Source organism: Rhodococcus sp. PvR044 (genome assembly GCF_040548995.1).
GTDB classification, from domain to species: Bacteria; Actinomycetota; Actinomycetes; order Mycobacteriales; family Mycobacteriaceae; genus Rhodococcus_G; species Rhodococcus_G oryzae.
Genome location: NZ_JBEPSX010000011.1, coordinates 38782 through 53043 on the forward strand (window position 1 = coordinate 38782; position 14262 = coordinate 53043).

Below are 14262 nucleotides of genomic sequence, written 5' to 3' on the forward strand. Positions count from 1 at the left end.
GCGGAAAATGGCGTGGACCTATCCTGAATAATCAGTACAAACCCATTCCTCTGAAGGGACCCTCATGCCTGCCCGCACCGAGCTCGCCCGCGTGGATCTGCGCGGTCGAACACCCACCACGGCCGAACTCCGGGCCGCGCTGCCCCGAGGTGGAGTGGATGTGGACGCGGTGCTCCATCAGGTGCGCCCGATGGTCGAGGCGGTCCGCGACCGGGGCGCCGAGGCGGCACTCGAGTTCGGCGAGAAGTTCGACGGGGTCCGCCCCGACCGGGTCCGGGTGCCGCGCGCCGAGCTGACCAAGGCGCTGGCCGAGCTCGATCCGGCGGTGCGCGCCGCCCTCGAGGTCGCGATCGAGCGGACCCGGCTCGTGCACGCAGACCAGCGGCGCACCGACACCACGACGCAGGTGGTGCCCGGTGGCACGGTGACCGAGCGCTGGGTGCCGGTGGACCGGGTCGGGCTCTACGTGCCCGGCGGCAACGCGGTCTACCCGTCGTCCGTCGTGATGAACGTCGTCCCGGCGCAGGCCGCGGGCGTCGAGTCGCTCGTCGTGGCGTCTCCGCCGCAGGCCGCCTTCGGTGGCCTGCCGCACCCGACGATCCTCGCGGCGGCCGAGCTGCTCGGCGTCGACGAGGTGTGGGCGGTCGGCGGCGGCCAGGCCGTCGCGCTCCTCGCCTACGGCGGCACCGACGTGACACGGGACGGCACTGCCGTCGGCGACGGGGCCGAACTCGCACCGGTCGACCTGATCACCGGGCCCGGCAACATCTACGTCACCGCCGCCAAGCGGCTGTGCCGCGGGCTGGTCGGGATCGACGCCGAGGCCGGACCGACCGAGATCGCGATCCTGGCCGACCACACCGCAGACCCGGTGCACGTCGCCGCCGACCTGATCAGCCAGGCCGAGCACGACGTGATGGCCGCAAGCGTGCTCGTCACCACCAGCGTCGAACTCGCGGACGCGGTGGACGACGCGCTCACCGCCCAGCTCGAGCTCACCAAGCACAGCGAGCGGGTCGCGACGGCGCTGGCGGGCAGCCAGTCCGGGACGGTGCTGGTCTCCTCTGTCGAGGACGGCCTGCGCGTGGTCAACGCGTACGCGGCCGAGCACCTGGAGATCCAGACCGAGAACGCCGCCGAGGTGGCAGGCCGGGTCCGGTCCGCGGGCGCGATCTTCGTCGGCGCCTGGTCGCCGGTGAGCCTGGGCGATTACTGCGCCGGCTCGAACCACGTGCTGCCCACCGCGGGCTGCGCGCGGCACTCGTCCGGCCTCAGCGTGCAGACGTTCCTGCGCGGCATCCACGTCGTCGACTACTCGGAGGCCGCCCTCAAGGACGTCTCCGGGCACGTGATCGCCCTCGCGAACGCGGAGGACCTGCCCGCGCACGGCGAGGCAGTGCGGCTGCGCTTCGAGGGTTTGACGGACGGCACCGCTGTCGAGGCGCTTCGGTGAGCGGCGGTCCGGTACCCGGTTCGGCGGCGAGCATCGACGAGCTACCCATCCGGGAGAACCTGCGCGGCAAGTCTCCTTACGGCGCACCGCAGTTGACGGTGCCCGTGCAGCTCAACACCAACGAGAACCCACACCCGCCGACCCGCGCGTTGATCGACGATGTCGCGGAGTCGGTTCGGGAGGCGGCCGCCGAGCTGCACCGGTACCCGGACCGCGACGCGGTGGCGCTGCGGACCGACCTGGCCGAATACCTCACCCGGCAGACCGGTGTCGCGGTGACCGTCGACAACGTGTGGGCGGCCAACGGATCCAACGAGATCCTGCAGCAGCTGCTGCAGGCCTTCGGTGGGCCCGGTCGCAGCGCGATGGGCTTCGTGCCGTCGTACTCGATGCACCCGATCATCTCGGACGGCACCGAGACCAAGTGGCTGCCCGTGTTCCGGCGGTCGGACTTCTCGCTCGACCCGGAGGCGGTGATCGCGGCCGTCGCCCAGCAGAAGCCGGACGTCGTGTTCGTCACGAGCCCGAACAACCCCACCGGGCACAGTGTTCCGCTGTCCGACCTGCGTCGCATCCTGACCGCGGCGCCGGGCATCGTGATCGTGGACGAGGCGTACGGCGAGTTCTCCTCGGGCCCGAGCGCGATCACGCTGATCGACGAGTTCCCGACCAAGCTGGTCGTGAGCCGCACGATGAGCAAGGCCTTCGCCTTCGCGGGCGGTCGGCTGGGCTACCTGGCGGCGGCGCCTGCCGTGGTGGAAGCGCTTCTGCTGGTGCGTCTTCCGTATCACCTCTCGGTGATCACCCAGGCCGCGGCCAGGGCGGCGCTGCGGCACGCGGACGAGACCCTGGCCAGCGTGGCGGAGCTCGCCGCGCAGCGCGACCGGGTGTCCGCTGAGCTCACGGCGATGGGCTTCCGGGTGATCGAGTCGGACGCGAACTTCCTGCTGTTCGGCCAGTTCTCGAATGCGGCCGCCACCTGGCGGCGGTTCCTCGACGAGGGCGTGCTGATCCGGGATGTGGGGATCGAGGGCTATCTGCGTGCGACCATTGGCCTGGCCGCGGAGAACGACGAGCTGTTGCGGGTGAGCAAGAAGCTCGTCGCAACGGAGCTTGTCACAACGGAGATCACTGAGGAGACACGATGACCGGGCGGATCGCGAAGGTCGAGCGCACCACCAAGGAATCTTCCATCGCCGTCGAGCTGAACCTCGACGGCACCGGGATCGTCGACATCTCCACCGGCGTGCCGTTCTTCGACCACATGCTGACCGCGCTCGGCAGCCACGCCAGCTTCGACCTGACGGTCAAGGCTGAGGGCGACATCGAGATCGAGGCCCACCACACCGTCGAGGACACCTCGATCGTGCTGGGCCAGGCGCTCGGTCAGGCACTGGGGGACAAGCGCGGCATCCGCCGCTTCGGCGACGCGTTCATCCCGATGGACGAGACCCTCGCGCACGCGTCCGTTGACGTCTCCGGCCGCCCGTACTGCGTGCACACCGGCGAGCCGGAGCACATGCTGCACGCCGTCATCGGCGGCTACCCGGGCGTTCCATACGCCACGGTGATCAACCGGCACGTGTTCGAGTCGATCGCCTCGAACGCGCGGATCGCGCTGCACGTGCGTGTGCTCTACGGCCGCGACCAGCACCACATCACCGAAGCCGAGTTCAAGGCCGTGGCCCGCGCGCTGCGCGAGGCCGTCGAGCCGGACCCGCGGGTGTCCGGGGTGCCCTCGACCAAGGGCGCGCTGTAGATGGGTGACGCGCTGATCTACGTCCTGTTCATCGCGGCCGGATTCGCGCTCGGCGGCGCGTACTCGATGTGGACCGTCAACAAGTTCGCCTCCGGCGTGCTGCTCGCGCTGGCGATCATCGCGGCCGCGGGCGGGGTCCTGCGGCTGATCTGATGGGTGCGGTCTCCGGGGCGACGGCACCCGGCGGACTCTGGCGTACCCGCGGGCTGCCGGTGGCGTTCCTCATGGCCGCGACCACCTTCGGTGGGTGGTCGTTGCTGCTGCCGGTGGTCCCGTTCGCGATCAAGCAGGCGGGCGGCTCGGATGCGCTCGCGGGCGCGAGCACCGCGGTCTTCATGGCGACCACCGTCGCCACCCAACTCTGCACGCCGACCCTGCTGCGGAGCTGGGGGTACCGGTGGGTGCTCGCCGTCGGCTGCCTGCTGCTCGGTCTGCCCTCGCTCGCCTTCCTGCTGTCCACCGAAGCCGTTCCCGCGCTGATCATCTCGGCGGTGCGCGGAATCGGCTTCGGCCTGGTGACGGTGGCGGGCAGCGCGCTGATCGGGGAGTTGGCGCCCAAGGAGATCCTCGGCCGGGCCACCGGAGCTCAGGGCATCGCCATCTCGCTGGCCCAGATGGTCGCGCTGCCACTGGGTCTGGCGCTGTTCGGCCGCGGCCAGTCCTCGCTGGTGTTCGTGCTCGCGGCGTTGGTGCCGTTGCTGTCCATCGCCTCGATCGCCGCGCTGCCGTCGATCCCACGGCCAGTGGGGGCCGGCCCGCGGGGACGGCTGCCGCTTCGCCTGCTGCTGGTGCCCTGCCTGGCGATGGTCGTGGTGGCCTCGGCCTACGGCGGGGTCACCAGCCTGCTCCCGATCGCGGTCGAGGACCGGGCGGCGATCGCGGGCGTGGCACTCGCGGTGGTCAGCGGGGCGATCCTGGTCGGGCGGTACGCCGCGGGCGTACTGGCCGACCGGATCGGGCACGGCCGGTCGATGGTGCCTGCGCTGGCCTGCGCGACGCTCGGTGCCGGGCTGTTCGCGGCAGGCGTGATCGGCGACGGCCAGGTCGGATTGCTGATGGCGGGCGCGGTGGCGTTCGGGCTCGGCTTCGGCGCCTGCCAGAACGAGGCGCTGGTCTCGCTGTTCACCGGGGCCGGGCCGGCCAGGCTCGGCGCGGCGAGCGCCGCCTGGAACATCAGCTACGACGCCGGGACGGGGATCGGTGCGCTCACGCTCGGCGTGGTCGCCGGATTCGCCGGCTACACGTGGGTGTTCGTGATCGCGGCTGCGGCCATCGCGCTGGTGATTCCGGTGGCGTGGGTCCGGGCCGATAGAGTTGCCGCATGACCTCCGTCGCCCTCCTCGACTACGGCTCCGGCAACCTGCATTCGGCCCAACGAGCCCTCGCCCGCGTCGGTGCGGACGTCGAGGTGACCTCGGACCCCGCCGTCGCCCTGGCCGCGGACGGACTGGTGGTCCCCGGCGTCGGTGCCTTCGCGGCCTGCATGGAGGGCCTGCGCGCGGTCCGAGGCGAACGCATCATCGGCCAGCGGCTCGCGGGCGGCAGGCCGGTCCTGGGCATCTGCGTCGGCATGCAGATCATGTTCGAGCGCGGCGTCGAGCACGGCGTGGAGGCCGACGGCTGCGGTGAATGGCCGGGCACCGTCGAGATGCTGCAGGCCGAGGTGCTCCCGCACATGGGCTGGAACACCCTGCAGGCCCCGGCGGACAGCGTGCTGTTCGACGGCATCGACGCCGACACCCGCTTCTACTTCGTGCACTCCTACGCCGCGCAGAAGTGGGAGCTCGCCGATTCCGACCTGATCGCGCCCGCGAAGCTGACCTGGGCCGACCACGGCGGGCCGTTCCTCGCCGCGGTGGAGAACGGGCCGCTCTCGGCCACCCAGTTCCACCCGGAGAAGTCCGGTGACGCCGGTGCCGCGCTGCTGGAGAACTGGGTCCGCAGCCTGTGACCGGGCAGCGGCGCGGCCTGTCGATGGGGCGTCTCGCCCTGTTCTCGCTCGGCTCCGCCGCCGCGGTCCTCGCGCTCGCGACCGTCCTGCTGGCGGTGCTGAAGCCGGGACCGGTCGTGGGATTGGTCATCGTCCTCGCCGGGGTTGCGGGTGCGATCGCGGCGATGGGCCTCGTCTCCACCCGGATGACCCGGCGCGCTCTCGACGACTCCGCGGACGACGAACAGAGCGCGGGCGAACAGGGCGGCGACCCGGGAACCGGCTCGCCGCGATGACGGACTAGGGTAGGCGCACGTGAGCCTGGTCCTTTTGCCTGCTGTAGATGTTGCCAACGGTGAAGCTGTTCGCCTCGTTCAGGGAGAGGCCGGCAGCGAGACGAGCTACGGATCCCCCCGGGATGCCGCGCTCGCGTGGCAGAACGACGGTGCCGAATGGGTGCACCTGGTCGACCTGGACGCCGCCTTCGGCCGGGGCTCGAACCGCGACATGATCGCCGGTGTGGTCGGCGAACTCGACGTGAAGGTCGAACTGTCCGGCGGCATCCGCGACGACGAGTCGCTGCGGGCCGCGCTGGCCACCGGCTGCGCGCGCGTCAACCTCGGCACCGCCGCCATCGAGAACCCCGAGTGGTGCGCCCGCGCCATCGGCGAGTACGGCGACCGGATCGCGGTCGGCCTCGATGTCCGCAACGTCGACGGCCGCTACCAGCTGCGTGGACGCGGCTGGGTCACCGAGGGGGGCGACCTGTTCGAGACCCTCGAGCGCCTCGATCGGGACGGCTGCTCGCGCTACGTCGTCACCGACGTCGGCAAGGACGGCACCCTCACCGGTCCCAACCTGGAGCTGCTCAGCCAGGTCTGCGGCGCCACCAAGGCGCCGGTCGTGGCCTCCGGCGGCGTATCCAGCATCGAGGACCTCGTCGCGATCGCCGGACTCGTCGACCTGGGCGTCGAGGGCTCCATCGTCGGAAAGGCGTTGTACGCCGGGCGGTTCACGCTCCCCGAAGCGCTCGCCGCGGTCTCGCGATAGCGCCGGACATGAGCCTGCCCCGCGACCCGCACGAGCTGCTCTCCATCGCGAGCGGCCTGCTGGACGCGGCGCAGGAGCGCTTCCTCGAGGGCGTCGGCGCGCCGAGCGCGGTGAGCAAGGGCGCCCGCGACTTCGCCACCGAGCTCGATCTCGAGCTGGAACGACGGCTCAGCGCGGAACTGACCGAGCTGACCGGAATCGGTGTGCACGGTGAGGAATTCGGCGGACCGGACCTGACCGAGGGGCCGGTGTGGGTGCTGGACCCGATCGACGGCACGCTGAACTACTCGTCCGGCCTGCCGACCGCAGGGATGTTGCTCGCGCTGCTCGACGACGGGGTCCCGGTGCTCGGCCTGACCTGGCTGCCCGGGATGGGCCGGCGCTACGCGGCGGTTGTCGACGGCCCGGTGCTGTGCAACGGGGAGGCGTTGCCGCCGTTGGCGACTGCCTCGCTGTCCGATTCGCTGGTCGGGTTCGGCGCGTTCAACGTCGACGGCAGGGGACCGATCCCCGGGCCCTATCGGGTGCGGGCGCTCGGCGAACTGAGTCGGGTGAGCAGGAGGCTGCGGATCCACGGCAGCACCGGCGCCGACTTGGCCTTCACCGCCGGTGGCGCGCTCGGCGCTTCGGTGGTGTTCGGTCACAACCCCTGGGACAACGCGCCTGGCGTCGCCCTGGTGCGCGCGGCGGGCGGTGTGGTCACCGACCTGGCGGGTGCGCCCTGGCACATCGGGTCGACCTCGGTGCTCGCCGCGGCGCCGGGGGTGCACGAAGAGGTGTTGAATATTCTTGTGGCTCTGGGCGATCCGGGTGACTACCTGGATCGGGACCCGGGGCTACCGGCAGGAAGGCTGACGCAATGACGGTGGCGGTTCGGGTCATCCCGTGTCTGGACGTGGACGCGGGCCGCGTCGTGAAGGGCGTGAACTTCGAGAACCTGCGCGACGCGGGCGATCCCGTGGAGTTGGCGGCGCTGTACGACGCGCAGGGCGCCGACGAGCTGACCTTCCTCGACGTCACCGCGTCCACCTCGGACCGCGGGACCATGATCGACGTGGTGACCCGCACGGCCGAGCAGGTCTTCATCCCGCTCACCGTCGGCGGCGGGGTGCGCACCGAGCAGGACGTGGACCGCCTGCTGCGGGCGGGCGCCGACAAGGTCAGCGTCAACACCGCCGCGATCGCGCGCCCGGAGCTGCTGCGCGAGCTCAGCCAGCGGTTCGGATCGCAGTGCATCGTGCTGTCGGTGGACGCGCGGACCGTGCCCGAGGGGCAGGAGCCGACGCCGTCCGGCTGGGAGGTCACCACGCACGGCGGCAGGCGCGGCACCGGGATCGACGCGATCGAGTGGGCGCTGCGCGGCGCCGAGCTCGGGGTGGGGGAGATCCTGCTGAACTCGATGGACGCGGACGGCACCAAGGCCGGGTTCGATCTGCCGATGATCCGGGCCGCACGGGCCGCGGTGCACGTTCCGGTCATCGCCAGCGGCGGCGCGGGCGCGGTGGACCACTTCGCCCCTGCCGTGCAGGCGGGCGCGGACGCGGTGCTCGCGGCCAGCGTCTTCCACTTCGGCGAGCTGGAGATCCCGCAGGTCAAGGACGCCATGCGGGCCGAAGGTATCGTGGTCCGATGAGTCTCGATCCCGCAATCGCCGCCCGGCTGAAGCGAAACGACGCCGGCCTGTTCAGCGCGGTCGCCCAGGAGCGGGCCACCGGCGCGGTGCTGATGGTCGCGTGGATGGACGACGAGGCGCTCGCACGCACCCTGGAAACCCGCAAGGGAACCTACTATTCGCGGTCCCGCCAGCAGTACTGGGTCAAGGGCGAGACGTCCGGGCACACCCAGTACGTGCACGAGGTGCGGCTCGACTGCGACGGCGACAGCGTGCTGCTGATCGTCGACCAGGAGGGCGCGGCCTGCCACACCGGCACCCACACCTGCTTCGACGCGGACGTGCTGCTCGCCGCCTCCTGACCCCGCCGAGTGTGCAGCTGCCGTCGTCCCACCTGGGGGTTTGCGCCGGCAGGTGCACACTCGGCGGTGGCGGCGGCGACACACCGCGGTCCGGGTTCGCGCCAGTAGAATGGGGCGAAACGGACACACGTCGGCGGTGACGCTGGTGAGAACAGGCCGGTAGGCCGCGACGCGCTCGGACCTGGAGCGTGGGAAGTGGGCAATCGGCCGGTCGAAGGTCTACCGCAGCTGTCCCGGCGCGGCCGGATCCTGCTGCTGTCGGCGGTTGGCCTGCTCGCGGCCCTGATCGTGCTCCCCGTGCTGGTGGGCATGTACACCAGCTGGCTGTGGTTCGGTGAGGTCGGATACCGGACCGTCTGGGTGACGATGCTGGTGACCAGGCTGCTGCTGTTCGCCGCGGTGGCCGTGCTCGTCGGCGGCGCCGTGTTCCTCGCGGTGCTGCTGGCGTTCCGCGCCCGACCGGTGTTCTTGCCTGGGCGTGCCGAGGACGATCCGATCCGGATCTATCGCGACTTCGTGCGGCGCAGGCCGCGCCTTTTCGGGCTGGGCATCCCCATCGTCCTCGGGCTGCTGTGCGGCCTGATCGCGCAGTCGAGCTGGGAGACGGTTCAGCTGTTCCTGCACGGCGGGGCGTTCGGGGTCACGGATCCGCAGTTCGGTCTCGACGTCGGCTTCTACGTCTTCGACCTGCCCTTCTATCGGTCGGTCCTGAACTGGCTGTTCGTGGCGACCGTGTTCGCCTTCCTGGCCAGCCTGACCACGCACTACCTGTTCGGCGGGGTACGCATCTCTTGGAGCGAGGGCGGAATCAGCCGGGCCGCCCGTGTCCAGCTGGCCGTGCTCGCGGGGACGTTTATTCTGCTCAAGGCGGTGGCGTATTGGTTCGACCGGTACGCGCTGCTCTCGAGCGGCCGCAAGGAGCCCACGTTCACGGGCGGTGGCTTCACCGACATCAACGCGGTGCTCCCGGCGAGACTGATCCTGCTCGCGATCGCCCTCATCTGCGCCGCCGCCTTCTTCGCCGCGATCGTGCTGCGCGACCTCCGGGTGCCGGCATTGGCCGCGATCCTCCTGCTGCTGTCCTCGATCCTGGTCGGCGCGGTCTGGCCGCTGGCCGTGGAGCAGTTCTCGGTCCGTCCCAACGCAGCAGACCGGGAGAGTCCGTACATCGAGCGCAACATCGAGGCCACCCGCCAGGCGTACGGGGTCGGCGCGGACAAGGTCGAGTTCCTGCCGTATCCGGGCATCGGCACCAAATCGCCCCGGGACGTGCCCGCCGACGTGACGACGATCGCGAACGCCCGGCTGCTCGATCCGAACCTGCTCTCGCACACCTTCATCCAGCAGCAACAGCTCAAGAACTTCTACGCCTTCCCCGCAACGCTCGACCTCGACAGGTACGTGATCGACGGCAAGCTGCGCGACTACGTCGTCGCGGCCCGCGAGCTGACCCCGAGCAGCCTGAGCGGCAATCAGACCCAGTGGGTCAACCAGCACACGGTGTACACCCACGGTGACGGGTTCGTCGCGGCGCCGGCGAACCGGGTGAACGCCGCGGTGCGGGAGGCGGTGGGGGATACCTCGAGCAGCAACAGCGGGTATCCGGTGTACACGGTCAGCGACATCGCCAGCCAGGGCTCCGGCCACCAGGTCATCAAAGTGGACCAGCCGCGCATCTACTTCGGCGAACTGATCGCGAGGACCGACCCCGACTATGCGGTCGTCGGTGGTCCGGAGGGTTCCGCGCCACGCGAGTACGACACCGACACCTCCACCTACACCTACGACGGGACCGGCGGTGTCTCGATCGGGAACTGGTTCAACCGGATGGCGTTCGCCGTCAAGTACTCCGAGCGCAACATCATCTTCTCCAAGGCGATCGGATCCGGATCGAGGATCATCTTCAATCGGTCCCCGGCCGAGCGCGTGCACCTGGTGGCCCCCTGGCTGACCACCGACCACGACCCCTATCCCGCCGTGGTGGGCGGGAAGATCGTGTGGATCGTCGACGCGTACACCACGGTGAACAACTACCCGTACGCGCAGCGCAGTTCGCTCGAGGACCTGGTGGTCGGCGCCGAGCCCGCGCCCGTGCGGCGGGGTGGGGAGGTCTCCTACATCCGTAACTCGGTGAAGGCCACCGTCGACGCCTACGACGGCACGGTCACCCTGTACCAGGTCGACCAGCAGGATCCGGTGCTCAAAGCGTGGATGAGCGCCTTCCCTGGCACCGTGCAACCCGAGAGCTCCGTTCCCGCCGAGTTGCGGGCCCACTTCCGGTACCCCCAGGACCTGTTCAAGATCCAGCGCGAGATGCTCGCGAAGTATCACGTCGATGATCCGCGAGAGTTCTTCACCACCAACGCATTCTGGTCGGTGCCGAGCGACCCGACCGTCGAGTCCAACCCGTACCAGATGCCGTTCTACGTGCTGGTGGGTGACCAGGCGACCGCGGAGCCGTCGTTCCGGCTGGCCAGCACCATGGTCGGGTTCCGGCGCGAATTCCTCTCCGCCTACATCTCCGCGCACTCCGATCCCGAGGACTACGGCAAGCTGACCGTGCTCGAACTGCCGACCGACACCCTCACGCAGGGCCCACAGCAGATCCAGAACTCGATGATCTCGGACACCCGGGTGGCGTCGGAGCGGACCCTGCTGGAGCGGTCGAACCGGATCCAGTACGGCAACCTGCTGACGTTGCCGATCGCCGACGGCGGAGTGCTCTACGTGGAGCCGCTGTTCACCGAGCGGATCGCGTCGGAACAGAACACGTCGACCTTCCCCCAGCTCGCGCGCCTGCTGGTCAGCTATCGGGAGCCGGGGGCCACGGGCGGGGTCCGGGTGGGATACGCGCCCACCCTGGCGGAGGCGCTGGACCAGGTGTTCGGGGCGGGCACCGGCGGCGTGGCCACGGCGCCGGGATCGGGCGCGGGGCCGCCGCCAGCGCCGCCGCCTGTGGGGGAACCGGCGGGTCCGCCCCCGCCCGCGGTCGCGAATCCGGCGACCGCCGATGAACTGAACAGGGCAATCGCGGAGCTGCGTGAGGCGCTCGATCGGCTGCAACGGGCGGTGGACGCGTACCAGACCGAACCGCCCCGGTAGATACCCTCGCCGACAACCGATCCTGGGTACTAGCCGTTGTAGTAGTGCCTTGTATTCTTCGCGTGTGGGCTCACAGGGGATGACGATCGCGCGGATGCGCGGTGCCTTCGTGGGCTCGACCTCCGGCGCGGTGAGCGTCGCCGCTCACGCGCTGGGCGGGGGCACGGCTCCCGCGGAGAGTTCGGTGGTCCTGCTGATGCTGGGCTGCGCGGCCGTCGGTGCGGTCATCGCGTCCGTGCGGGTGGATCGACATCAGCTGTTGTTCGTGGCCGCCGCGCTGACCCTGGGCCAGGCGATCGGGCACATCGCGCTCGCGATGGGCGCTGTTCACGTGCACGGGCCGCAGCTCGGTCCGCAGATGGTCGCCGCGCACGCCGCCGCCGTCGCGGTGACCGCCGTGCTGATCCGGGCCGGTGAGCGCGGATGTGTCTCAGTGCTTTCGGCACTGAGCCGGAGAGTTCCGGCGCCGTTCACCGAGGTGCCGGTCCTGGTACCTGTCGCGGTCTGCGCCCCTGCAGATTCGCCGCCGCTCGCCCGCTGGCTGCTGGTCGGCTCGGGCACCGGCACCCGCGGCCCGCCGCCGTCTGCCTAGTCGACGTCAACCGACATCCCTGTCTGGGCGCCAGTCCGAGCAGGGGTGATCTTGACGCGTACCTTCGCCGTTCCGCCGTCAGCGTGGTGCTCACCAGAGCCCGCGCGGTGGAGTGCGCCCAGAAGGCCGCGGACCCGGGCCGAAAGCCCTTCCTCGGGGGCGCATTTGACAGCGTCCGCCGCCCTCCCTAGGTTACTGGAAACCATTTTCATTTGAGTTTGGTGCCGCGCGCCCATGCGCCGCGGCCTATGAAGGAGATTTGATGAGCAAGTTCCGTAGTGTCGGCGTGGGCGCTGCCGCCGCCGTGGCGATCGGGCTGATGTCCACCGGTGTGGCCCACGCCGACACCTTCGTGCCGCTGCCCGACGGGCAGAAGGCCGGACCGGGTGCGGTCGTCTCCCGCACGGGCGAGAGTGCCCTGATCTCGCCGTCACTCGCAGCGAACGGTGCCGGCCGCACCGCGTGGGTCTCGGGCACCGTCACCGCGGACGTCAAGGGCATCACCAAGGAAGGTGAGGCGGGGCCGTTCAACGGTGCCACCAACGACAAGGGCACCAACAACTCGTCCACGCACGGGGTCTCGCGGATCAGCACCGGCTACATCGTGGGCTGCCAGGTCGACATCACCGGCCTCGGCGGCTCCATCGGCGCAGGCATCGACCTCTCGGGACCGTCGGTCTCCGGTTCGCTGACCGTTCCGGTCTCCGCCGGCCAGGTCAAGTTCGTCGGTGTCGCGGGCAAGGACATCAAGAAGAACGGCAAGTACTCGGTCCAGTACCAGGACACCCAGCTCGAGATCCAGAACTGCGGCGGATTCGCCCAGGCCCGCTCCTACACCGTGGTCGAGATCGTCGGCAACGACTACTCCAAGACCACCCTGTACGGCCAGCCCTTCAGCATCGGCTGACCCAGCCCACCCCCGAACCTGAAACCTGAACCCTCAAAGGGGAATTTATGAACACCAGCACGAACGGCCTGCGTCGCGGGCTGCAGATCTCCGCCGTCGGCGCGGCCACGGCCGTCGCGGTCGGCTTCCTGTCGGCGGGTGCGGCCAATGCCGACACCTTCGTGCCGCTGCCCGGCGGGACCATCTCCAAGACGCTTGTCGACGGCACCGTCGTCACCGTCGCCATGACCGGTGAGTCCGCGAACATCTCGCCGTCGATGGGTGCGACCCCGCTGCACCGCAACGTGTGGGTCTCCGGCAGCGCCAAGGTCGAACTGTCCGGCGACAACGCTGACGGCGGCAAGATCGAGCCCGGTTACGTGGTGGCCTGCCAGCTGACCCTGGGTGGCAAGGGCGGCGCCGACACCGGCATGTCCTCCAACTGGGAGGGCGAGAGCGTCAAGCAGACCGCCAAGGGTGCGGGCAACCTGTCCATCGCTCCCGGCCAGGCCAAGAACGTCAAGCTCCTCGACCTGGAGAAGGCCGACGACTTCGGTGGCGAGTCGCACTCGGGCGCCAACGGCTTCAAGGGCAAGAGCGGCAGCGTCACCTGGGCCGACTCCACCATCGGTGTCGAGGGCTGCGCCGGCTACGCGCAGGCCCGCTCCTACGTCAAGGTCACCGCCAGCACGAAGAACGTCAGCAGCACCGTCACGCTGTGGGGCCAGCCCTTCAGCATCGGCTGATCCGATGAGTCGAGGCGGCCCACCATCGCCGGTGGGTCGCCTCGCTCGGTATCGATCCAAGGAGGATGTCGTGACCGACGATCTGTCCCACTACCGTGCCGACTTCCGCGAGATCGAGAATCGAGTCACCCGAGAGTTCGTGGCCGGGTGGCGCCGCCCGGCGATCACCGCGGTGGTCCTCGTTTTGACGTTTGGCCTCGCGCTTCCCCATGCGGGGTCGCTGCCGGCGTGGGCTGTACTCGCGGGAGGTCCCAACCCGGAACATGTCGCGACGCCCGCGCCACTGCGGCTGTTCATCGTGTTCGTCGTGATCTTCGGGGTCATCGTCTCGTTGCTGGGCACCTGGTCACGACGATGGGCCATCGCGCAGATAGCGGTGATGGGAACGGGTGTGGGGACGGTGATCGGACTGCTCGGCTACTGGTCACAACAGAGCCTGCCGCCCGGAATCCGCCCAACGGGAATCGAATACGGGCTGATCCTCACGTGGGCGGGGATGGCCGCCCTCACCGCGCTGTGGGTCCCGGTGGTCCTCAGTCGCGCGAACATCATGCAGGCCGACGTCTCTGCGCCGCGGTGACCATCTCGGTCGACGGTGATTCGCTGGTTCTGAGGTAGGTCTGTGACACGCGACTGTGCGCGAGGTTCGAAGAGGAACCTCGCGCACAGTCGCGTTGTGGCCGGGTCGTGGTGCCATGGTTCATGGGCCAGGGGGCAGGCCAGGAGCCGCGGCGCCGTCGAGCTCGGGTCGCCGAAGAGACCTGCCGCAG

16 protein-coding genes are annotated in these 14262 nt (G+C 70.0%); all 16 read left to right on the top strand.

Annotated features, from left to right (window positions below):
* The first annotated feature begins 64 nt into the window (after positions 1-64).
* The 16 genes from hisD (at position 65) to ABIC28_RS22155 (ending at position 14072) form a co-directional block, all read left to right on the top strand.
* Positions 65-1453, top strand: a complete 1389-nt coding sequence (gene hisD, locus ABIC28_RS22080; protein WP_097214323.1) for a histidinol dehydrogenase — start codon at positions 65-67, stop codon at positions 1451-1453.
* The gene (locus ABIC28_RS22085; RefSeq protein ID WP_097214322.1) at positions 1450-2601 is read left to right on the top strand and encodes a histidinol-phosphate transaminase; all 1152 of its coding nucleotides are present in this window, start codon (positions 1450-1452) and stop codon (positions 2599-2601) included. The genes hisD and ABIC28_RS22085 overlap by 4 nt, the downstream gene beginning before the upstream one ends.
* Entirely contained in the window at positions 2598-3212 is a 615-nt protein-coding gene (gene hisB, locus ABIC28_RS22090) for an imidazoleglycerol-phosphate dehydratase HisB (protein ID WP_072751568.1), read from the top strand. Before ABIC28_RS22085 ends, hisB begins: the two co-directional genes overlap by 4 nt.
* Positions 3213-3365 carry a CG2302 family histidine operon protein gene (locus ABIC28_RS22095; RefSeq protein ID WP_179800722.1) on the top strand — a complete coding sequence of 51 codons (153 nt, stop codon included), beginning with the start codon at positions 3213-3215 and terminating at the stop codon, positions 3363-3365.
* Positions 3365-4537, top strand: a complete 1173-nt coding sequence (locus ABIC28_RS22100) for an MFS transporter (RefSeq protein ID WP_097214321.1) — start codon at positions 3365-3367, stop codon at positions 4535-4537. Before ABIC28_RS22095 ends, ABIC28_RS22100 begins: the two co-directional genes overlap by 1 nt.
* On the top strand, positions 4534-5163 hold the full coding sequence (gene hisH / locus ABIC28_RS22105) for an imidazole glycerol phosphate synthase subunit HisH (protein ID WP_097214320.1): 630 nt from the start codon (positions 4534-4536) through the stop codon (positions 5161-5163). The genes ABIC28_RS22100 and hisH overlap by 4 nt, the downstream gene beginning before the upstream one ends.
* Before the next feature lie 23 nt (positions 5164-5186).
* Complete coding sequence (locus ABIC28_RS22110) at positions 5187-5438, top strand: hypothetical protein (RefSeq protein ID WP_097214348.1); 252 nt, start codon at positions 5187-5189, stop codon at positions 5436-5438.
* 19 nt (positions 5439-5457) lie between these two features.
* Positions 5458-6192 carry a bifunctional 1-(5-phosphoribosyl)-5-((5-phosphoribosylamino)methylideneamino)imidazole-4-carboxamide isomerase/phosphoribosylanthranilate isomerase PriA gene (priA, locus tag ABIC28_RS22115; protein WP_097214319.1) on the top strand — a complete coding sequence of 245 codons (735 nt, stop codon included), beginning with the start codon at positions 5458-5460 and terminating at the stop codon, positions 6190-6192.
* A gap of 8 nt (positions 6193-6200) precedes the next feature.
* Entirely contained in the window at positions 6201-7055 is an 855-nt protein-coding gene (locus ABIC28_RS22120) for an inositol monophosphatase family protein (protein ID WP_209926603.1), read from the top strand.
* The gene (gene hisF, locus ABIC28_RS22125; protein ID WP_077041870.1) at positions 7052-7825 is read left to right on the top strand and encodes an imidazole glycerol phosphate synthase subunit HisF; all 774 of its coding nucleotides are present in this window, start codon (positions 7052-7054) and stop codon (positions 7823-7825) included. The genes ABIC28_RS22120 and hisF overlap by 4 nt, the downstream gene beginning before the upstream one ends.
* Positions 7822-8166 carry a phosphoribosyl-AMP cyclohydrolase gene (hisI, locus tag ABIC28_RS22130; protein WP_209926601.1) on the top strand — a complete coding sequence of 115 codons (345 nt, stop codon included), beginning with the start codon at positions 7822-7824 and terminating at the stop codon, positions 8164-8166. The genes hisF and hisI overlap by 4 nt, the downstream gene beginning before the upstream one ends.
* 195 nt (positions 8167-8361) lie before the next feature.
* Positions 8362-11268, top strand: a complete 2907-nt coding sequence (locus tag ABIC28_RS22135; protein WP_354580890.1) for a UPF0182 family protein — start codon at positions 8362-8364, stop codon at positions 11266-11268.
* A gap of 64 nt (positions 11269-11332) precedes the next feature.
* Complete coding sequence (locus ABIC28_RS22140) at positions 11333-11860, top strand: hypothetical protein (RefSeq protein WP_306455757.1); 528 nt, start codon at positions 11333-11335, stop codon at positions 11858-11860.
* Positions 11861-12122: 262 nt separating this feature from the next.
* A complete protein-coding gene (locus ABIC28_RS22145; RefSeq protein ID WP_354580892.1) occupies positions 12123-12767 on the top strand; it encodes an MspA family porin in 645 nt (214 codons plus the stop codon).
* 47 nt (positions 12768-12814) lie between these two features.
* Positions 12815-13492 (top strand): MspA family porin, encoded by a 678-nt coding sequence (locus ABIC28_RS22150; RefSeq protein ID WP_097214314.1) that lies wholly within the window; start codon positions 12815-12817, stop codon positions 13490-13492.
* A gap of 70 nt (positions 13493-13562) precedes the next feature.
* Positions 13563-14072, top strand: coding sequence for an Rv2732c family membrane protein (locus ABIC28_RS22155; RefSeq protein ID WP_097214313.1), 510 nt, complete (start codon positions 13563-13565; stop codon positions 14070-14072).
* Positions 14073-14262: the final 190 nt, after the last annotated feature.